Here is a 21,394-nt window from a genome sequence, read left to right as displayed (position 1 = left end):
ATTATCTGCTGTTCGGTTTTGAAGGTTCATTCCTTCAAAACTGTACTTTGAAAACTACATATATATTATGATATGACATCATTTATTTCCTTAATGTGATAGATAAGGATGATAACCTTATAAAAAAATATCAAACTGTAACTGGTCAAGTTATTAAGGGTGCAGGGCGGATGCCTTGGCACCGGGAGCCGATGAAGGACGTGATAAGCTGCGATAAGCTATGGGGAGTTGCACGTAAACTTTGATCCATAGATTTCCGAATGAGGAAACTCACCATGAGTAATGTCATGGTATCTTCGAGTGAATACATAGCTCGTTGAGGGGAACTCGGGGAACTGAAACATCTAAGTACCCGAAGGAAGAGAAAGAAATTCGATTCCGCTAGTAGCGGCGAGCGAACGCGGAACAGCCCAAACCTAAGAAGTTCGCTTCTTAGGGGTTGCGGACATATCATCAGGAAGAGGTTATTACAGACGAAGAGTTTTGGAAAGCTCCGCCATAGAAGGTAACAGCCCTGTAGTCGAAGTGAGAAGACTTCCGATATGATCCAGAGTACCACGGGACACGTGAAACCCCGTGGGAAGCAGGAGGGACCACCCTCCAAGGCTAAATACTACCCGGTGACCGATAGCGCATAGTACCGTGAGGGAAAGGTGAAAAGAACCCCGGGAGGGGAGTGAAATAGAACCTGAAACCCTGTACTTACAAACTGTGGAAGCACATTTCTTGTGTGACCGCGTACTTTTTGTAGAACGGGCCAACGAGTTACGTTATGCAGCAAGGTTAAGTACTTCAAGTATGCAGCCGCAGCGAAAGCGAGTTTTAACTGAGCGTTTAGTTGCATGACGTAGACCCGAAACCGGGTGACCTATCCATGAGCAGGTTGAAGCGAAAGTAAAATTTCGTGGAGGACCGAACCCACGAGCGTTGAAAAGCTCGGGGATGACTTGTGGATAGCGGTGAAATTCCAATCGAACCCGGAGATAGCTGGTTCTCCCCGAAATAGCTTTAGGGCTAGCCTCAGATTCAGAGATACGGAGGTAGAGCACTGAATGTCCTAGGGGGTATTGCACCTACCGAAGACTATCAAACTCCGAATGCCGTCATCTTTTATCTGGGAGTCAGACCGTGGGTGATAAGATTCACGGTCGAGAGGGCAACAGCCCAGACCGTCGGCTAAGGTCCCCAAATGTAGGTTAAGTGGTAAAGGATGTGGGATTGCACAGACAACCAGGATGTTGGCTTAGAAGCAGCCACTCATTCAAAGAGTGCGTAATAGCTCACTGGTCGAGTGATCCTGCGCCGAAGATTTCCGGGGCTAAAACCTACTACCGAAGCCACGGCATCATTTATGATGGGTAGGGGAGCTTTCTTTACTGGGCAGAAGCATGACCGTAAGGACATGTGGACTGTAAAGAAGTGAGAATGTTGGCATGAGTAGCGAGATGTGGGTGAGAATCCCACAGGCCGTAAACCCAAGGTTTCCAGGGGAAGGTTCGTCCTCCCTGGGTTAGTCGGGACCTAAGCCGAGGCCGAAAGGCGTAGGTGATGGACAACAGGTTGAAATTCCTGTACCGCCAATAAGCGTTTGAGAAATGGGATGACACAGTAGGACAGGATGAGCGTGCTGTTGGTTATGCACGTCCAAGCACTGAGGCAGTATCCGGAGGCAAATCCACGGATATAATGCTGGGGTGTGACGGGGAGCGAAATTTAGTAGCGAAGCATCTGCATTCACACTGTCGAGAAAAGTCTCTATCGAGTTTAAAGGCGCCCGTACCGCAAACCGACACAGGTGGGTGAGGAGAGTATCCTAAGGCCAGCGAGAGAACTGTTGTTAAGGAACTCGGCAAAATGACCCCGTAACTTAGGGATAAGGGGTGCCATCGAAAGATGGCCGCAGAGAATAGGCCCAAGCGACTGTTTACCAAAAACATAGGTTTCTGCTAAGTCGCAAGACGATGTATAGGAGCTGACGCCTGCCCGGTGCTGGAAGGTTAAGGGGATCTGTTAGAGCAATCGAAGCAGTGAACTTAAGCCCCAGTAAACGGCGGCCGTAACTATAACGGTCCTAAGGTAGCGAAATTCCTTGTCGGGTAAGTTCCGACCCGCACGAAAGGCGTAACGATTTGGGCACTGTCTCAACAACAGACTCGGTGAAATTGTAATTCCGGTGAAGATGCCGGATACCTGCGACAGGACGGAAAGACCCCATGGAGCTTTACTGTAGCTTGGCATTGGGTCTTGGTACTACATGTACAGCATAGGTGGGAGGCTTTGATTCCAGGACGCCAGTTTTGGATGAGCCACCGTTGGGATACCACCCCTGTAGTACTGGGACTCTAACCAGAGGCCTTGAATCAGGTCTTGGGACACTGTCAGGCGGGCAGTTTGACTGGGGCGGTCGCCTCCCAAAAGGTAACGGAGGCGCTCAAAGGTTCTCTCAGCACGGTCGGAAATCGTGCACAGAGTGTAAAGGCATAAGAGAGCTTGATTGCAAGACATACAGGTCGAGCAAGGACGAAAGTCGGACTTAGTGATCCGGTGGTTCTGAGTGGAAGGGCCATCGCTCAACGGATAAAAGCTACCCTGGGGATAACAGGCTTATCTCCCCCAAGAGTCCACATCGACGGGGAGGTTTGGCACCTCGATGTCGGCTCATCACATCCTGGGGCTGTAGTAGGTCCCAAGGGTTGGGCTGTTCGCCCATTAAAGTGGTACGCGAGCTGGGTTCAGAACGTCGTGAGACAGTTCGGTCCCTATCCGTCGCAGGCGTAGGAAATTTGAGAGGATCTGCCCTTAGTACGAGAGGACCGGGGTGGACGTACCGCTGGTGTACCAGTTGTCTCGCCAGAGGCATGGCTGGGTAGCTATGTACGGAACGGATAAGCGCTGAAAGCATCTAAGCGCGAAGCCAGCCTTAAGATAAGATTTCCCATTCTTCGGAAGTAAGACCCCATGAAGACTACGTGGTTGATAGGTCGGAGGTGGAAGTGCAGTAATGTATGCAGCTTACCGATACTAATAGGTCGAGGACTTGACCAAGAAAATATTTGGTAATTTGATTAATATGTATGTAGTTTTCAGAGTACAATCTCTGAAAATAAAGATTATGTGGTTATTATAGAAGAGAGGATACACCTGTTCCCATTCCGAACACAGAAGTTAAGCTCTCTATCGCTGATGGTACTTGGGGCGAAGGCCCCTGGGAGAGTAGGACGTAGCCACGTAATCTTTTTTTTTACAAAAAATTAATTGAGGGCAGACTTATGAATAAAAATAACGATGAACTTTTTATAAATAATGGATTAAAAAAAATACTAGATGAAAAAATAGTATCATTTCATATGCCGGGGCATAAATGTGGAAAGATTTACGATAGATTAAAATATACAGAAATGTTAGAAGGGTTATATAAAACTGATACAACGGAAATACCGGGTACAGATAATTTACATTCTCCTGAAGATATAATTAAGGAAAGTATATTAAAGGCAGAGAAAGTTTTTGAAAGTGGAAAAACATATTATTTAATAAATGGAAGTACATGTGGTATAGAGGCTGCGATAATGGCTACATGCAATCCAGGTGAGAAACTAATTCTTAGTAGAGATTCACATCAGTCCGCAGTAAATGCATGCATATTAGGGGATATAGTTCCAATATATGTGAAATCAGAAATAGATAAATATACAAATATTCAAAGAGGAAATTCTTTTGAGGATGTAAAAAAAGCAATAGACGAAAATGAAGATACAAAAGTATTATTTTTAACTTATCCAACATACTACGGAATAACATTTGAGTTGGAAAAAATAATTTCTTATGCCCACGACAAAGAGATGGTTGTAGTAATTGATGAAGCGCATGGAGCTCATCTAGGGCTTAGTGAAAAACTTCCTAAAACAGCTCTTGAATGTGGAGCAGATATAGTCATACAGAGTACACATAAAACACTACCAGCATTTACACAGTCTTCAATGATGCATATATCAAAAGAAGCTTTAAAAAGTGGAAGAGTAGATACAGATAGAATAGAAAAAATGCTTAAAATGACAGAAACATCAAGCCCTTCATATATACTGATGCAGTCTTTAGAAATTGCAGTTGATATATATGAAAAATACGGAAAAGAATTGATGGAAGAACTTATAAATAATATAAATGAATTCAAAATTAAAATAGAAGAAATAAATGAATATACAAATAAAACGAAAATTAAAAATGTAGATTTTTTCAAAATACATAATGAAAAAGATCTAACAAAAATATTCATATCTAGCTTAGAAGTTGGATTAACAGGATATGAATTTGAGGAAATACTTAGAAAAGAGCATAACATACAAGTCGAGTTATCAAATTATTCAGGAGCATTGATGATAGCTACAATAGGAAATGAAAAAGAAGACTTTGAGAAACTTGAAAATGCGCTGATAGAAATATATATAAAATCATTAGAAGAAGGTCGTAAAAAAATAGAGCCAGTAGATTATCCATACGAGCTAATTCCGCAGATGGCACTAACACCAAGAGAGGCCTTCTATTCAAGAAAGAAGAAAAATGTTAAAATAGAAGAGTCTATAGGAAAAATTTGTGGAGAAAATATAGTTCCATATCCACCGGGAGTATGTATGATTGCTGCTGGAGAAATAATACCACAAGAAATAATGGATTACCTAAAATACTGTAAAAAAGAAGGTATGGAAATAACAGGAGTAAAAGATTCAAGATTTGAATATATCCAAATTATAGACTAATCAAACTACTACGGAGATGCTAAAAATGAACGGAAAGCTAATAATAATAGAAAGTGGTTCAGATGCTAGTGGAAAGGCGACACAGTCTGAAGAACTACTAAAAAAATTAACTGCAGATGGATATAATGTAAGAAAAGTAGAATATCCAAACTATAAATCAGAATCCTCTACACTTGTAAAAATGTATCTAAGGGGCGATTTTGGAAAACATGCAGATGATGTAGATGCATATATAGCCTCTACATTCTTTACAGCAGATAGATATGCTTCATTTAAAACTGAATGGGAGGAATTTTACCGTTCAGGAGGAATAGTAATTGCTGATAGATATACAACATCAAATATGGTTCATCAGGCTTCTAAAATGGAAATAGAAGAACGTGACAAGTATTTAGATTGGCTAGAGGACTATGAATACAATCTATTCAAAATTCCTAGACCAGATGAAGTGATTTTCTTAAATGTACCTGTTGACTACAGCATAAAGCTAATGGAAAATAGAAAAAACAAATTTACAGGTGAGGAAGAAAAAGATATACATGAAAGCGATAAAAACTACCTTAGAAAGACATACAACAATTCTCTTTATATAGCAGATAAGTATAATTGGAAACGAGTTGAATGTGTAGAGAATGAACAACTTAGAACAATAGAAGATATAAGCAATGAAATATATGAAATAGTAAAAAATATACTATAAATAAAAATGGAGGTGACTCGATTGTATTTTGACCAAATAAAAGGACAAGACTTTGCAAAAAGATATATATCAAATGCAATGAATAAAAACATGCTAAACAATGCATACATATTCGAAGGAATAAAAGGTATTGGTAAAAAAACTTTTGCTAGAGAATTTGCCAAAATACTTATAGGAGTATCTCCAGAAAACAGTCCAGACTTTAACGTAATAGCTAAAGAAGAAGGATCACACAGAATAAAAATAGAAAAAATAAGAAAAATGAAAGAGGATGTATACGAAAAGCCTATTTCAGATTATAAAATATATGTAATAGAAAATGCAGAATTAATGAGTGAAGAAGCTCAAAATGCAATATTAAAAACGATAGAAGAACCTCCAGGATATGCAATATTTATCCTAATAGCAGAAAATAAAGAAGCTCTTCTAAATACTATAAAATCTAGATGTGACATAGTAAAATTTGTTCCACTATCTAATGATATAGTAAAAAATCATCTAATAGAAAACCTTGGACTAGACGAAGAATATGCTAAAATGTGTGCAAACTTCTCAAAGGGAAGCATAACTAGAGCAATAGAGCTTGCTAATGATGAGGAATTTAAAGAGATGAGAGAGTTTATACAGAATTGTATATCCATAATATCAGAAAAGAAAAAACTAGAGATAGAAAGACTAGCCGATGGTGTTGAAAAATATGAAAAACAGATTATGAATTTCCTAGATATTATGGTAAACTATTTTAGAGATATAATAATGTTTAAAGAAGGAATAAACCTTCTTACAAACACAGACAGAATAACATTTATTGAGAATATGTCTGATAAAATAAATGGTTCTCAAATAGCTAAAATTATTGATATAATAGAAGATACTAAAAAGAAGCTAAAAGGATTTTGTAGCTTTAAAATGAGTATGCAAGTTATGTTTTTAAATATATACGAGGTGATTAAATGATAAAAATAGTAGGAGTAAGATTTAAAAAAGCTGGCAAAATTTACTATTTTGACCCAGCTGGACTTGATATAGAAGTAAATCAAGATGTAATAGTTGAAACAGCTAGAGGTCTTGAATTTGGACATGTTGTAGTTGGAGGAAAAGAGATATCAGAAGAAGAACTAGTATCTCCATTAAAACCGATAATAAGAATTGCAACAGAAGAAGACAAAAAAGTATACAATGAAAACAAAGAAAAGGCAAAAGAAACATTTGTATTATGTCAGGAAAAAATAAAAGAACATGGACTTACAATGTGCCTTATAGATTGTGAATACACATTTGACAGAAATAAACTTATATTCTACTTCACTGCAGAAGGAAGAATAGATTTCAGAGAACTTGTAAAAGATTTAGCATCTATATTCAAAACAAGAATAGAATTAAGACAGATAGGTGTAAGAGATGAAGCTAAATCAATAGGTGGTCTTGGACCTTGTGGAAGAAAACTTTGCTGCTCAGCTTGGTTAGGAGATTTCCAGCCAGTTTCTATAAAAATGGCAAAAGATCAGAGCTTATCTTTAAATCCAACAAAAATATCTGGAATATGTGGAAGATTATTCTGCTGCTTAAAATACGAGCACGATGTATATGCAGAAGCACTTGAAAAACTACCAGTTGTTGGAGCATTAGTTCAAACTTCTGAAGGAAAAGGTAAGGTAATAGAAGTAAATCCTCTTCTTGAACAGGTTAGAGTAGAATTCCAGGATAAGACTATAAGAGTTTATCTAAAAGACGATGTACAAATACTAAAAGAACCTAGAAGAGAAAGAAATGGCGAATATATAGATGCCGAAACAATGAAAGAATTAAAAAGACTAGAAGACTAGCTTACGATTTAAACTGCCCAAAAGAGAATACTCTTTAAACTTGGGCAGTTTTTTTAAACTAAATTTTAAAAAAGATAATAAAATTGTGAAAGGAAAACTTTTCAATGAACGTTGAGATAAAAGAACAGGAAAGAGTTGATGACCTACAGTTAAAAGGTCTTAAAATAATTCAGAATACAGATGGATTCTGCTTTGGAACAGATGCAGTACTACTTGCAAATTTTGCGAGAGTTAAAAATGGAGCAAGAGTTGCAGATTTGGGAACAGGAACAGGAATAATACCACTTATAATATATGGAAAAAACAATGTAGAAAAAATATACGGTGTTGAAATACAAGAAGAAGTATTTGAAATGGCATCGAGAACTGTAAAAATGAATGAAATAGAAGATAAAATAGAGATAGTAAATGCTGACTTAAAAGAAATAAAAGAAGTACTTCCTCAAAATACATTTGATGTTGTAACATCAAATCCTCCGTATATGCACAGTGAAGGTGTAAAAAATCCAAATGATAAAAAGATGATATCTAGACACGAGGTAAAATGCAATCTAGATGATGTTATAAAGGCTGCGTCAATACTTCTAAAAGAAAGAGGAAAATTCTTTATGATACATAGACCTACAAGACTTATAGATATAGTTACAATAGGTAGAAAGTATAGATTAGAGCCTAAGATAATGAGATTTATACATCCTAGAGCAGATAAAGCTCCAAATCTACTGCTAGTTGAATTTACAAAAGGAGGAAAACCAGATTTAAAAATAATGGATCCTCTTTATGTATATGATAATGAAGGAAACTACACTCAAGAAATACTGGATATCTACTCAGAAGACTACAAGACTCCTAGTAGATAAGCCAACTTTGCAGATATAGAAAATTTAAATAAAAAATTTGTAAAAAGGAGAAAAAAATGGCAGGAAAATTATACATATGCCCAACACCAATAGGGAACTTAGAAGACATTACATATAGAACATTGAGAATACTAAATGAAGTTGATTTAATAGCAGCGGAGGACACAAGACATAGTTTACAGCTTTTAAATCACTTCGATATATCAAAACCTCTTACAAGTTATCATGAGCATAACAAAGATTCAAAAGGAGGATATCTAATAACAAAATTATTAGAAGGAGAAAACATAGCATTAATAAGTGATGCTGGAATGCCTGGTATATCAGATCCAGGACAGGATATAATATCTGAGGCTATAGAAAATAATATAGAAATAGAAGTACTTCCTGGGGCGACTGCATTTGTAACAGCACTTGTTGGAGCTGGAATGGATACACACAAATTTGTATTTGAAGGATTTCTAGACAGAGATAAAAAACTTAGAAGAAAAAGATTAGAAGAAATAAAAAATGAAAAAAGAACAATAATATTCTATGAATCGCCACACAGATTAAAAGAAACTTTAAAGGATATGCTAAAATATCTTGGAAATAGAAAAATTGCTGTAAACAGAGAACTTACTAAAAAATATCAGGAAATAATTAGAGAAGATATAGAAACTGTTATAGAAATTTTCAATAATAGAGAAGTAAAAGGAGAATTCGTTCTAATTGTAGAAGGATTTTCAGGTGAAGTAGAAGAAATAGGAAAATACGACGATTTAAATGAAAGAGAATATGTTATCCAATTAATGGAAGAGGGTATAAATAAAAAAGACGCTATAAAAATAGTATGCAAGGATAGAAAGCTAAAGAAAGATATAGTTTATAAACAGGTACTAGATTTATAAAACAAACCGTCTAATACGATTTGAGGTGGTTTTATGGAGAAAATAAGAAGGAAATTTCTTGAAGCATTAAAAGCACAAAATACTTCTGAAATTATAGAGCAGATGGATAAAGATGGAGAATTAGAAAAAATATTTCCGCATATAATAGAAATGAAAAAAATTGGGAAATGTAGATATCATGTTGTAGACAGCTTTACCCATTCAATGAATGCTTTAAAAGAGCTTGAAAAGGTTATAAATGAACGATTTTTCCCAAATCATCTTGTAGAATTTGTAAGAGATGATATTGAAACGCAAGTAGATGATGAGTTTAAGAAAGTCGAACTTTTAAAACTAGCGACATTTTTACACGATATGGGAAAACCTAAAAGTATGACTATTGGAGAAGATGGAAATGCCCACTTTAAAGGTCATGAAAAGCTTGGAGCAGATATGCTTCATGATGTTATTGCCGATTTTGGAATAAGCGAAGAAGCAGAAAATATAGTACACAAATACATAGAGTATCATATGATGCTACTAGAATTTTATAAGAATGACAATATGGGTAAAAAAGTGCTTTATAAAGCATTTAGAAAAGTTGGTGCCGATATAGCAGGAATAATGATTATAGGATATTCTGATGTTGTATGTACTAGAAGATTGATATACGAAAATGAAAATTACGGTGTTCTAAGAACGTATATAGACTATGCTCTTACAAGCTATTACTATAGGTTTGATGAAGAATCGGAATAGTAAAGTGAATAAATAAAATTAAATTAAATGGATAAAAAATAAAAGCTGATGATTTCATCAGCTTTTTTAATATCCAAATTAAAAATAAATTAATTATAGAATAGATTTTGCCTGTATAGGAGTTGATAATATAACAGATGTTTTTGTTGAACCTATTTTTTTGATGCTGTCTATAACATTTTCTAATTCCTGCATATCACGTACAAGAACTTTTAAAAGAGAGCAGTCATCGCCTGTTATATGATGGCATTCAACTATTCTTGGGTCGCTTTTTGCATTTTCTAAAAATTCAGCATAACTTTGGCTACCAGGAAGTGAAATATGTATAAATGCTTTTATATTTCTTCCAAGAGCATCTGGATTTATTATTGCTTTATAGCCAGATATTATACCACAGTTTTCAAGTCTTTTTATTCTCTCTGAAACCGCTGGAGAAGTTAAGCCAATAAGCTTACCTAAATCCTTCATAGAAATTCTACCATCTTCCTGAAGTATTTCAATTATCTTTCTATCTGTTTCGTCTAATTTTTTAACTGTGTTTTCCATAAACACTCCTCCTTTGTATAATTTATATACCTATAATATCTTGTAACAATGTCCTTTGATTTATAAAGCTTTAATATGCAAAAATAAATAAAAGATAGATAAATTAAGTATTTATTGTTAGATATGTAAAAAAAATAACCCCTATAATTATAATAAAGCATAATATTTATAAAGTTTCAAGAGTAATTTGAAGAAAAAAGTAAAAAAATTTAAAAAAATGTAAAAAAACCTTTGATATTACAAGTAATTGGTTATGAAATAAAAATTTTGAAAAATGACATTCATTTTTAAAAGAAAAAGTATTTCTATTTTGCATCGTTGTAAAGATAAATAAATTGACAATAGCTAATAAATTGGATAAAATTAAAGTAATTGTAAAAGAATTCAATAAATTAAAAGCGATGAAGAGAAGAGTAAGAATAGAGTAATTCTACAGAGAGCCAGAGAAGGTGAAAGCTGGTGTTTTGACGATATTCTGAATATGGACTTGGAGCTTTTTGGTCGAGCATAGATGTAAGACCTAAACGTTTAGACACGTTATAGTCTACTTGAGATATCCACTATTTGTATATATTGTGGATAAATTAGGGTGGTACCGCGAATACAATCGCCCCTATGAGAGATCATAGGGGTGTTTTTTATTTGAGTGATTAAATTAAAATAAAATACAGGAGGAAAATTATGAGCAAACCAACTTTTTATGTAACAACACCAATATATTATCCAAGTGGTAAATTACACATTGGACATACTTACACTACTGTTGCAGCAGATGCAATAGCTAGATTTAAACGTTTCTGTGGATACGATGTTAAATTCCTTACAGGAACAGACGAACATGGAGAAAAAATACAGAAAAAAGCTAAAGAAGCAGGAATGACTGAAATAGAATATCTTGATGGAATGATTGCTGATATAAAAGCTTTATGGAAAAAATTAGATATATCTTATGATGATTTCATAAGAACTACTGAACCAAGACATACAGAAATAATACAGAAAATATTTACTAAATTATACGAACAGGGAGATATATACAAAGGTACTTACGAAGGTAGATACTGTACTCCATGTGAAAGTTTCTGGACTGAATCTCAGTTAATAGATGGAACAAAATGCCCAGACTGTGGTAGAGAAACTTACGTAGCAAAAGAAGAAGCTTACTTCTTCAAACTATCTAAATACGAAGATAGATTAAAAGAATTATTCAGCAGAGATGATTTCTGTCTACCAGTTTCAAGAAGAAATGAAATGGTTTCTAACTTCTTAGACAAAGGACTAGAAGATCTATGTGTAACTAGAACTACATTTGACTGGGGTATACCAGTGCCATTCGATGAAAAACATGTTATATATGTATGGGTTGACGCTCTTTGCAACTACATAACAGCTTTAGGATACATGACTGATAACGACGAAGAATTCAAAAAATACTGGCCAGCATCAGTTCATTTAACAGCTAAAGAAATAACAAGATTCCATACAATAATATGGCCAGCTATACTTATGGCACTAGGTCTAGAAGTACCAAAACAGGTATATGGACATGGATGGATATTATTCGACGACGATAAAATGAGTAAATCAAAAGGTAATGTTGTTTACCCAGGTCCAATGATAGAAAGATATGGAGTAGACGCATTAAAATACTTCCTACTTAGAGAATTCTCATTTGGTCAGGATGGAAGCTACACTAACAGAAACTTCATAAACAGAATAAACTCTGACTTAGCTAACGATTTAGGAAACTTAGTAAGCAGAACAGTTGCAATGGTAGAAAAATACAATGAAGGTTTAATACCAGAAGCTACAGTAGCTACTGAATTTGATGAATCATTAAAAGAACAGGCTGCAGCATCAGCTAAAGATTTTGAAGCTCAGATGGATGCTTTACAGTTCCACGAAGCACTAGAATCAGTATGGAAATTAGTAAGAAGAACTAACAAATACATAGATGAAACTATGCCTTGGGCTTTAGCTAAAGATGAAGCTAAAAAAGAAGAATTAAACACAGTATTATACAACTTATGTGAATCTATAAGAATAATAGCAACACTTATAAACCCAATAATGAACACTACTGCTAACAGAATATACGATCAGTTAGGAATAGCTGGACAGGAAGATATAACTAATTGGGAAAGTGTTAAATCATTCGGCTTAATAAAAGTTGGAACAAAAGTACACAAAGGTGAAGCTTTATTCCCAAGATTAGACGTTGAAAAAGAAATAGAAGAATTAGAAAAAATGTTCGCTCCTAAAAAAGAAGAAGTAAAACCTCTAGAACATAAAGAACAGATAACTATAGACGACTTCGATAAAGTAGAACTTAGAGTTGGGGAAATAGTTAAATGTGAAAAACATCCAAAAGCAGACAAATTATTAGTATCTCAGGTTAATTTAGGTGCTGAAACAAGACAGATAGTATCTGGAATAGCTAAATGGTACAAACCAGAAGAAATGGTTGGTAAAAAAGTAATAGTTGTTTGCAACTTAAAACCAGTTAAACTTAGAGGAGTAGAATCTGCAGGAATGATACTTGCTGCAGGAGATGACGGAGACGATCTTGTAATACCAACAGCTCAGGATGCAAAACCAGGCTGTGAAGTATGCTAATGAAAGGAAATTAAAAATGTTATTTGACTCACATGCACATTTAAACGACGAAAGCTTCGATGAAGATAGAGAAGAAGTGATAGCGTCTTTAAAAGAAAAAGGACTAGACTATGTAGTTAACCCAGGTGCTGATATGGAAACATCTAAAACTGCAATAGAGCTAGCTAACAAACACGACTTTATATACGCTGCTGTTGGAGTACATCCACACGACGTTGAAAATATGACTGAAGCGGATATAGAATTATTAAGAAAATACGCTTTAGAAAATGAAAAAGTAGTCGCTATAGGGGAAATAGGATTAGACTATTACTACGATTTATCTCCTAGAGAAACTCAGAAAAAATGGTTCAAAAGACAGATTGAGCTTGCCAATGAATTAAAATTACCATTTATCGTACATGACAGAGATGCTCATGGGGATACAATGGAAATAATAAAATCAACAAAGGCAGCTGAAACAGGGTGTCTACTTCACTGCTATAGTGGAGAAGTTGAACTTGCCAGAGAATATGTGAAGATGGGATGCTATCTTTCAATACCAGGAACAGTTACTTTCAAAAATAATAGAAAGACAGTTGAGGTAGTTAGAGAAATTCCTCTTGAAAGACTCATGATTGAAACAGACTCTCCATACATGGCTCCAGTTCCTCATAGAGGAAAGAGAAATGACCCTTCACTAGTAACTTTTGTAGCTGAAAAAATAGCTTACGAAAAAGGAATATCTTATGAAGAGGTATGTAGAGTAACAAAAGAAAATGCAATGAAATTCTTCGGAATTAAATAAAACTAAGGCTGTTGCAATTTTGCAACGGCCTTTTTTGAAATTGGAAACGTTATACTATTTATAAATATCTCGGATGTGTAGAAAAAAGGGCTTGTTAGAGGTATAATAGTTTAGATAGTATAATAAGATGATTTAGATAGGAGATGTATTTGTATGAAGGTTGTAGCAGTGACTGCGTGTTCATCTGGGATAGCTCATACTTATATGGCAGCCGAAGCATTAGAGGTAGTGGCAAAGAAGTATAATATTGATATATCTGTTGAGACACAGGGCTCTATTGGTATTGAAAATGAGCTAGTTCAAAAAGATATAGATAATGCGGTATGTGTTATTCTTACAAATGATATGCCGATAATTAATGAGCATAGATTTGAAGGAAAGAAAGTTATTAGAATGAGTACATCTGATGTTATCAAAAAAGCAGATGTTATAATGAAAAAAATCATAAGTACGTTTAAGTAATTATATGAAATAAATTATATTAAAATAAATCTAAAGGAGAATTGCCATGTTAAAACCAGTAAAATTAAAACCAGCATTCCAGGATTACTTATGGGGTGGTACAAAATTAAGAGATGAGTACAACAAAGATTGTGACTTCGATAAAATAGCAGAAAGCTGGGAATTATCAAACCATAAAAATGGACAGAGTATAGTTGATTCTGGAGAATTTAAAGGATTAAAATTTGGAGAATATGTAGAAAAATTAGGTGCTAAAGGATTAGGAACTAATTGCGATAGTTTTGAATTCTTCCCAATACTTATAAAATTTATAGATGCTAAAGGATCACTTTCTATACAGGTTCACCCAGATGATGAATACGCATTAAGCGTTGAAAAAGAATACGGAAAAACAGAAATGTGGTACGTACTAGAAGCTGAAGAAGGAGCTTCTTTATACTATGGTGTAAATAAAGAAATAAGCAAAGAAGAATTTGCTGATAGAATAAAAAATGACACAATACTAGAAGTATTAAACAAAGTTGAAGTTAAAAAAGGTGATGTATTCTTCATAGAAAGTGGAACAATACACGCTATAGGTGCAGGTCTTGTAATATGCGAAATACAGCAGAATTCAAACACAACTTACAGAGTGTACGACTTCGGTAGACTTGGAGCAGATGGAAAACCAAGAGAATTACATGTAGATAAAGCGATAGATGTAACAAATCTTACTCCAAATGCTAAGAGTGCAGAACCAATGGGAGAATTAGAAAAATTCGACGGATACACAAGAGTATTATTGAGTGAATGCAAATACTTCACTACTCTAAAATATGAAGTAGAAACTAAAGCAGAAGTAGAAATAGATGAAAAATCATTCAACTCTGTAATCATAACAGAAGGAAACGGAAAACTAGTTATGGGAGATACAGAATTAGAATTTATAAAAGGCGACAGTATATTCATACCAGCTCAGAATGGAAAATATTCAGTAGAAGGAAAATGTGAATTCATACTATCAAGAGTATAATAAAAATAGTATATAAATAATGAAATCTCCCTAATATCCTAGATACTAGGGAGATTTTCAATTAAAGAGGTGGAATATGAAAGACGTAAAAGGTGTAATATTTGACATGGATGGTGTAATCCTCGATACAGAAACACTTTCACTAATGTTTTGGGAAAAAACATTAAAGAGCCATGGAATTGAAATGGATCGAGAAAAACATATCTTACTTATGGGAAAAAATAGTGAAGAAACTCTTAAATGTCTTAAAGAAATATATGGTGAAGATGTACCGATTAAAGACTATTATTTAGAAAAAGGTCAAGCTGTGATTGATTACTTAGAAGAAAATAAACCAGGTGTTAAAAAAGGATTTGAAAGTCTTTTAAAATACCTTATAGAAAATGGATATAAAAGCGCAATTGCAACATCTACAGCTAGATGGAAAATGGCGAATAGAATGAAGTTTTTACATTTTGATGAAATGGTTGATTGTGTAATCTGTGGAGATGAAGTAAATAAATCTAAACCAAATCCAGAGATATTCTTAAAAGCAGCTGAAAAATTAGGTCTTAAACCAGAAGAATGTATTGTAATAGAGGATTCAAAATCTGGAGTGGAAGCTGCGTACAAAGGTGGATTTAGATGTATAATGGTTCCAGATTATAAAAAGCCGGATGAAGAGATGAAAGAAATGATATTTAAAGTAATGGATTCTTTAGAGGACGTGGAAGCATGGCTGAAAAAATAGATTTTTTAATACTATCTGATTTAGAAGTAGAATCAAAGGAAAAAGCAATAGAGTGTATAATAGAAAAATTGGAACAGGAAAATTATCTTAATGATAAAGAGAAGTTTTTTGAAGATGTTGTAGAAAGAGAAAGCAAGTACCCAACTTATATAGGCTATGGAATTGGATTGCCACACAGTCAAAGTATTGAAGTAAATAGACCTTGTGTAGCAATATCTAGACTTAAAAACAGTATAGATTGGACAGCTGAAAAAGAAAAAGTTGATACGATATTTTTAATCGCTGTCCCAAAAGAAAGTAAGGATAATCTTCATCTAAAAATATTAGCAAAACTATCAAGACTACTTATGCATGAAGATTTTAGAGAAGGCGTTAAAAACCTAAAAGAAAAAGAACTCTTAGAACTATTAAATAAAAAAATAGAGGAATAAAATAGTCACCTGTTGTGTAAATATAGAATTACAGCAGGTGATTTCTTATTTTTTGCTAAAGAAAACAATATAATAATGCTTGAAATGGCTTAGTAGTGTTATAATATAATAATGTAACTAAAGAGATTTGACTAAAATTGAAAAACTAAAATGAATTATATAAATATCTAAAAAGGAGAATAAATATGACAACAGTTAGATTTGGTGTAGTAGGAACTAGTGCTATAACAGAGTGGTTTATAAAAGCTGGAAAAAAACTGGATGGATTTGAAATAAAGGCTGTTTATTCAAGAAGCATTGAAAAAGCGGAAGAATTTGGTAAAAAGCATGGAGCAAAGTTATTTTTTGATGATTTAGATGCTATGTCAAAATGTGACGAGATAGATGCGATATACATAGCTTCACCAAACTTTATGCACAAAGAACAGGCTATACTGTGCATGAACAATGGAAAAAATGTACTATGTGAAAAACCATTTGCCACAAACAAAAGAGATGCAGAAGAAATGGTAAAATGTGCAAGAGAAAACAAAGTCTTATTAATGGAAGAAATGAGACTTACTTGTACTCCTAACTTCCAGAGCGTTAAAAATAACTTATGCAAACTAGGCACTATAAGAAGATACTCTGCAAACTACTGCCAGTATTCATCAAGATACGATAAATTCAAAGAAGGTATAGTTTTAAATGCATTTAAAAGAGAATTATCAAATGGAGCACTTATGGATATAGGAGTTTACTGCATACATCCAATGGTAAATTTATTCGGAAGACCAAATAGCTTAAAAGCAAATGCTGTAAAATTATCTACTGGTGTAGATGGAGAAGGAAGTATAATTCTTGAATACGATGATATGTTAGCGGATATAAGATATTCCAAAATTACTCATTCTAATATACCTACAGAAATCCAGGGAGAAGACGGAAGCATTGTAGTAGATAAGATAAGTACATTTGGAGATGTAAGAGTAGAGTACAGAAAAGGTGGAGTAGAAGATATAACAGCTGAGTTAGAAGTAGAAAAGGATGAAAAATTTGAAGTAGATAGTATATATTTTGCTGTTAAAGAATTTATGAAATCTTTAAGAGGAGGAAAGAAAGAGTCTGATATAAACACATTAGAAAATACTTTAATCGTTATGGAAATAATGGATGAAGTTAGAAGACAGATAGACTTAGTATATCCTGCAGACGAAAATTAATAGTCATAAAAAATAAAATAGTAAGGAAGAAAATATGATAAAAGAAATAATAGTAGTAGAAGGAAGAGATGACGTTACTGCTGTAAAGAGAGCAGTAGATGCTGAGCTTATTACAACTGGTGGATTTGGATTTCCAAAAGGAGTAATGGAGAGAATTAAAGAAGCTCAGAAAAGAAGAGGAGTAATAATATTTACTGATCCAGATTTTGCTGGAGAAAAAATTAGAAAAACAATAACAGCGGAGGTTCCAGGATGTAAGCACGCATTCTTACCTAGAGAAGAAGCTAAAAAAGACGGAGATATAGGTATAGAAAATGCTACTCCAGAGAGCATAAGAGCTGCACTTGAAAGAGTTAGAACTGAAAGCACAGAAAATAGAAATGAATTTTCACAGAAGGATCTACTTTTAAATGGGCTAATAGGAAATGATGATGCTTCATTTAGAAGAGATAAAATGGGTCAGCTTTTAGGAATAGGTTACGGAAATGCAAAACAGTTTTTAAGTAGATTAAACAACTACGGTGTTACAAGAGAAGAATTTGAAAAAGCATTAAAAGAAATAGAAAAATAATTAGAGATTGTTCAGATTAAGGACAAAATTTATAAAATTTAGGAGGAATTTATGGATAGACTTTCATCGCATAGAGCGACAAAAGATATAGTAGACAAACACGGATTTAAATTTTCAAAATCATTAGGACAGAACTTTTTAATAGACGACAACGTAATAGACAAGATAATAGATGGAGCTAGAGTTAAAGAAGGGGATAAAGTAATAGAAGTTGGACCAGGTATTGGTACACTTACTAGAGAAATGGCTAAAAGAGCTGAAAAAGTTGTAGCTGTTGAAATAGATAAAAACCTTATACCGATATTAAAAGAAACTTTAGCAGACTTTGATAATACAGAAGTAGTAAACGAAGATATATTAAAAGTTGATATAAACAAATTAGTAGATGAAAAACTTTCTGGAGGTCCTGTAAAATTAATCGCAAACCTTCCATATTATATAACTACTCCAATAGTTATGAAATTCTTAGAAGAAGATATACCTGTTACAGATATAGTTGTAATGGTTCAGAAGGAAGTTGCAGATAGAATGAATGCCGTACCATCTACAAAGGATTATGGTGCATTATCTGTTGCAGTTCAGTACTACTGTGATACTGAAATAGTTGCAAAAGCTCCAAGACATATGTTTATACCACAGCCTAAGGTAGACTCTACTGTAATAGGTCTTCATATAAGGGAAGAGAGAAAATACAAGGCTGACAATGAACAGCTATTCTTCAAGACTGTTAAGGCAGCTTTTGGTCAGAGAAGAAAAACTCTTTTAAACTCATTATCTAGTATGGGAGTTTTAGATAAGGCTAAGATAAAAGAAGTACTTGCAGAAGCTGGAATAGATGAAAAAAGAAGAGGAGAAACTCTTAGCATAGAAGAATTTGCGCACCTTTCTAATATAATAAACAAAAATATATAGTGTTCTGAAAGGGGATATATTTTAGAAAGGGGGGAGGCATATTGGCTACTAAAAAAAAGAAATCAAAATTAAGATTTTACATAGTTGTAGGATTAATAGCGTTCTTTAGCATATATATAATAGGATTTTTTGCAGCCTCTAAAATCGACAAAAAAGAAGAGGATAACAAACTTGTGCGGGAGGAAAATGTGGCGGATAGCACATTACCTCTATTATCACAGCTAGAGTCTAGTAGAAAGGTATATATTTCAGACAAAAAAACGGATACCAATATAAAAATAGAAAAAGATCGTTGGACAGACTATAAATACTATTTTAATGAATTTAGCAGAGTTAGAAATGCTATTTCGTTTGAGCCTACATATAGTGGATATTCTTCAAATGGGATTAAATTTTCTACAGATTTAGATTTCTTAAAAGTATACACAGTAGAGAAGGAAGAGTTCTACAAAATTCCTGTTTCTCAAAAGAAGGATTTTGAAAAGGTAATAAATGAAAGTATTTATACTTCTTTTGATTTTGCAATAAATGACAAGAAATGGAAGAGTGTACATATTTCTAAAGGACAGGATGTTAAAAATATCCATAAATGGAAGTACAATAATCTTGTGAGTAAGATGAGATACAAAAGACATGTCGGAAAAGTTCAGCCAGAAAAAGCGAGAGATAAGAGCAAATATAACTACAGCGTTTATATAGATGGAGAAGGATTTAGTATAAGAATTGATACTATGGGACCTAATTATATAAAAATAATCTCTGGTAAAAATGGGGAATACGTGGCTTACTATGAAGTTTACAATGATATGTACAAATATATAAAAGAGAATATATTTAAAGAGTAATAAAAAAGGAGTAATCGAAAAAATTCGATTGCTCCTTTGATTTTTTGTTATTTATTTTGATTTCCCTTAGCAACAAGAGCTTCAGCAACTTTGAATATAGGACCAGCACCTGCAGTTATTACAAAGTCGTCTGGTTCTACATTGTCAGCAAGATATTCTACTATATCGTCAAATTCTTTTATGTACTTAGCATCTATATTGTTGTGATATAGTTTTTCAACTAAATCTGTAGAGTGAATATCACCAGGGTCAGTTTCTCTAGCTGCGTATATATCAGTTACGATAACTTTATCAGCTGCGAAGAAAGCATCTGAGAATTCATTAAGTAGTGATTTAGTTCTTGAATATGTATGAGGTTGGAATATGCACCATAATCTATTCTTTTTAATTCTCTTAGCTGTAGAAAGAGTAGATTTTAGTTCTGTTGGATGGTGAGCGTAGTCATCTACAATAGTTGCTCCGTTGTATTTTCCTTTAAACTCAAATCTTCTTCCAACACCTCTATATTTCTTAATATTTCTTTTTATAGTTTCTACATCTATACCAGATACTATAGAAGTTATTATTGCTGCAACAGCATTGTATATGTTGTGAAGCCCCCGAACAGATAATTCAAATTTGCCTAAATCTTCTCCATTGTAAACTAAATCGAATATACCACATCCAAGTTCATCAAATTCTATATTTTTGATTACAGCATCGTTATCTTTATTGCTACCGTATTTTATAACTGTAGCTTTTACATCGTAAAGTATATCAGCTGTGTTTTCATCATCTCCATTTATTATGAAGTATCCATCAGGAGGTAAAAGCTTACCAAATTTATTGAATGAAGCTTTGATTTCATCTATTCCTGAGAAATAGTCAAGATGGTCTTCTTCTATATTTAAAACTATAGATATTTTTGGATTGAAGTTTAGGAAACTATCTACGTATTCACAAGCTTCTGTTATAAAGTGATTAGAATGTCCTATTTTGACATTACCACCTATCATACTTAAGTTTCCTCCAACAAGTATTGTAGGATCTAAGTCAGCATATTCAAATATAGCTGAAAGCATTGATGTTGTAGATGTTTTTCCGTGAGTACCAGATACTGCAATAGAGTTTTTATATTCTCTCATTATCTGGCCTAAAAAAGCAGCTCTATTTACTATTAGTTTATTTTTCTTTCTAGCAGCCATAAGCTCTTCATTATCAGGGTGTATAGCAGCTGTATAAACAACCATGTTTACATCGTCTGAAATATTTTCTTTTCTCTGTCCTATAAATATTTCAGCACCTTGGTTTCTAAGTTTTTCTGTCATAGGTGATTCCTGAGAGTCAGAACCTGAAACATGATATCCTTTATTAAGGCAGATTTCAGCTAATGCACTCATACTGATTCCGCCGATTCCTATGAAATGTATATTCATGATAAAAACAACCCTTTCTTTATATATAAAGTAATACAATCGAACGTTTTTGTGATATAATAAGATAATGTGCGATATTTCTCGAACACAAGAA

General features: G+C 33.8%; 19 protein-coding genes, 2 rRNA genes and 1 other annotated feature. Of the genes, 19 read left to right on the top strand and 2 right to left on the bottom strand.

Features of this window, described 5'->3' with window-relative positions:
• Positions 1 to 143: 143 nt before the first annotated feature.
• From KGNDJEFE_RS11530 to KGNDJEFE_RS11490, 9 genes are all read left to right on the top strand, one after another.
• Positions 144 to 3,045: ribosomal RNA gene (locus KGNDJEFE_RS11530) — 23S ribosomal RNA — on the top strand.
• A gap of 68 nt (positions 3,046 to 3,113) precedes the next feature.
• Positions 3,114 to 3,230 (top strand): 5S ribosomal RNA (rrf, locus tag KGNDJEFE_RS11525).
• A gap of 39 nt (positions 3,231 to 3,269) precedes the next feature.
• Positions 3,270 to 4,757 (top strand): aminotransferase class I/II-fold pyridoxal phosphate-dependent enzyme, encoded by a 1,488-nt coding sequence (locus KGNDJEFE_RS11520; protein ID WP_040410751.1) that lies wholly within the window; start codon positions 3,270 to 3,272, stop codon positions 4,755 to 4,757.
• 25 nt (positions 4,758 to 4,782) lie between these two features.
• Complete coding sequence (locus KGNDJEFE_RS11515) at positions 4,783 to 5,457, top strand: dTMP kinase (protein ID WP_040410740.1); 675 nt, start codon at positions 4,783 to 4,785, stop codon at positions 5,455 to 5,457.
• Positions 5,458 to 5,469: 12 nt separating this feature from the next.
• A complete protein-coding gene (locus tag KGNDJEFE_RS11510; RefSeq protein ID WP_242649233.1) occupies positions 5,470 to 6,414 on the top strand; it encodes a DNA polymerase III subunit in 945 nt (314 codons plus the stop codon).
• Positions 6,411 to 7,283 (top strand): PSP1 domain-containing protein, encoded by an 873-nt coding sequence (locus tag KGNDJEFE_RS11505; RefSeq protein WP_006441136.1) that lies wholly within the window; start codon positions 6,411 to 6,413, stop codon positions 7,281 to 7,283. Before KGNDJEFE_RS11510 ends, KGNDJEFE_RS11505 begins: the two co-directional genes overlap by 4 nt.
• 104 nt (positions 7,284 to 7,387) lie before the next feature.
• On the top strand, positions 7,388 to 8,143 hold the full coding sequence (locus KGNDJEFE_RS11500) for a tRNA1(Val) (adenine(37)-N6)-methyltransferase (RefSeq protein WP_006441137.1): 756 nt from the start codon (positions 7,388 to 7,390) through the stop codon (positions 8,141 to 8,143).
• 56 nt (positions 8,144 to 8,199) lie between these two features.
• Positions 8,200 to 9,033, top strand: coding sequence for a 16S rRNA (cytidine(1402)-2'-O)-methyltransferase (rsmI, locus tag KGNDJEFE_RS11495; protein ID WP_006441138.1), 834 nt, complete (start codon positions 8,200 to 8,202; stop codon positions 9,031 to 9,033).
• Between the two features lie 33 nt (positions 9,034 to 9,066).
• Positions 9,067 to 9,771, top strand: a complete 705-nt coding sequence (locus tag KGNDJEFE_RS11490) for an HD domain-containing protein (protein WP_006441139.1) — start codon at positions 9,067 to 9,069, stop codon at positions 9,769 to 9,771.
• A gap of 93 nt (positions 9,772 to 9,864) precedes the next feature.
• Here the strand turns inward: KGNDJEFE_RS11490 and KGNDJEFE_RS11485 are convergent, their stop codons facing one another.
• On the bottom strand, positions 9,865 to 10,317 hold the full coding sequence (locus KGNDJEFE_RS11485) for an Lrp/AsnC family transcriptional regulator (protein WP_006441140.1): 453 nt from the start codon (positions 10,315 to 10,317) through the stop codon (positions 9,865 to 9,867).
• 392 nt (positions 10,318 to 10,709) lie between these two features.
• Positions 10,710 to 10,935, top strand: a binding site (T-box leader).
• A 63-nt stretch (positions 10,936 to 10,998) separates the two neighbouring features.
• Here KGNDJEFE_RS11485 and metG point away from each other — a divergent pair.
• From metG to KGNDJEFE_RS11435, 10 genes are all read left to right on the top strand, one after another.
• Positions 10,999 to 12,933, top strand: coding sequence for a methionine--tRNA ligase (metG, locus tag KGNDJEFE_RS11480; protein ID WP_006441141.1), 1,935 nt, complete (start codon positions 10,999 to 11,001; stop codon positions 12,931 to 12,933).
• A 16-nt stretch (positions 12,934 to 12,949) separates the two neighbouring features.
• Positions 12,950 to 13,720, top strand: a complete 771-nt coding sequence (locus KGNDJEFE_RS11475) for a TatD family hydrolase (protein ID WP_040410742.1) — start codon at positions 12,950 to 12,952, stop codon at positions 13,718 to 13,720.
• Positions 13,721 to 13,873: 153 nt separating this feature from the next.
• The gene (locus tag KGNDJEFE_RS11470; RefSeq protein WP_006441143.1) at positions 13,874 to 14,182 is read left to right on the top strand and encodes a PTS fructose-like transporter subunit IIB; all 309 of its coding nucleotides are present in this window, start codon (positions 13,874 to 13,876) and stop codon (positions 14,180 to 14,182) included.
• Between the two features lie 46 nt (positions 14,183 to 14,228).
• Positions 14,229 to 15,194 carry a type I phosphomannose isomerase catalytic subunit gene (locus KGNDJEFE_RS11465; protein ID WP_006441144.1) on the top strand — a complete coding sequence of 322 codons (966 nt, stop codon included), beginning with the start codon at positions 14,229 to 14,231 and terminating at the stop codon, positions 15,192 to 15,194.
• Between the two features lie 76 nt (positions 15,195 to 15,270).
• A complete protein-coding gene (locus KGNDJEFE_RS11460; protein ID WP_006441145.1) occupies positions 15,271 to 15,924 on the top strand; it encodes an HAD family hydrolase in 654 nt (217 codons plus the stop codon).
• Positions 15,909 to 16,355, top strand: a complete 447-nt coding sequence (locus KGNDJEFE_RS11455) for a PTS sugar transporter subunit IIA (RefSeq protein WP_006441146.1) — start codon at positions 15,909 to 15,911, stop codon at positions 16,353 to 16,355. Before KGNDJEFE_RS11460 ends, KGNDJEFE_RS11455 begins: the two co-directional genes overlap by 16 nt.
• 185 nt (positions 16,356 to 16,540) lie before the next feature.
• On the top strand, positions 16,541 to 17,557 hold the full coding sequence (locus tag KGNDJEFE_RS11450; protein WP_006441147.1) for a Gfo/Idh/MocA family protein: 1,017 nt from the start codon (positions 16,541 to 16,543) through the stop codon (positions 17,555 to 17,557).
• 34 nt (positions 17,558 to 17,591) lie between these two features.
• Positions 17,592 to 18,128: a ribonuclease M5 gene (gene rnmV, locus KGNDJEFE_RS11445; protein ID WP_006441148.1), complete on the top strand. Its 537-nt coding sequence runs from the start codon at positions 17,592 to 17,594 to the stop codon at positions 18,126 to 18,128.
• A 51-nt stretch (positions 18,129 to 18,179) separates the two neighbouring features.
• A complete protein-coding gene (rsmA, locus tag KGNDJEFE_RS11440) occupies positions 18,180 to 19,040 on the top strand; it encodes a 16S rRNA (adenine(1518)-N(6)/adenine(1519)-N(6))-dimethyltransferase RsmA (RefSeq protein ID WP_006441149.1) in 861 nt (286 codons plus the stop codon).
• Between the two features lie 41 nt (positions 19,041 to 19,081).
• On the top strand, positions 19,082 to 19,885 hold the full coding sequence (locus KGNDJEFE_RS11435; RefSeq protein WP_006441150.1) for a hypothetical protein: 804 nt from the start codon (positions 19,082 to 19,084) through the stop codon (positions 19,883 to 19,885).
• Positions 19,886 to 19,932: 47 nt separating this feature from the next.
• On the opposite strand, the gene murC is transcribed toward KGNDJEFE_RS11435, so the two are convergent.
• On the bottom strand, positions 19,933 to 21,300 hold the full coding sequence (murC, locus tag KGNDJEFE_RS11430) for a UDP-N-acetylmuramate--L-alanine ligase (protein WP_006441151.1): 1,368 nt from the start codon (positions 21,298 to 21,300) through the stop codon (positions 19,933 to 19,935).
• Positions 21,301 to 21,394: the final 94 nt, after the last annotated feature.

The organism is Peptacetobacter hiranonis, from assembly GCF_008151785.1.
Lineage (GTDB): Bacteria > Bacillota > Clostridia > Peptostreptococcales > Peptostreptococcaceae > Peptacetobacter > Peptacetobacter hiranonis.
The sequence above is the reverse complement of the archived record's forward strand: the minus strand, read 5'-3'. Positions and strand labels throughout refer to the sequence as shown.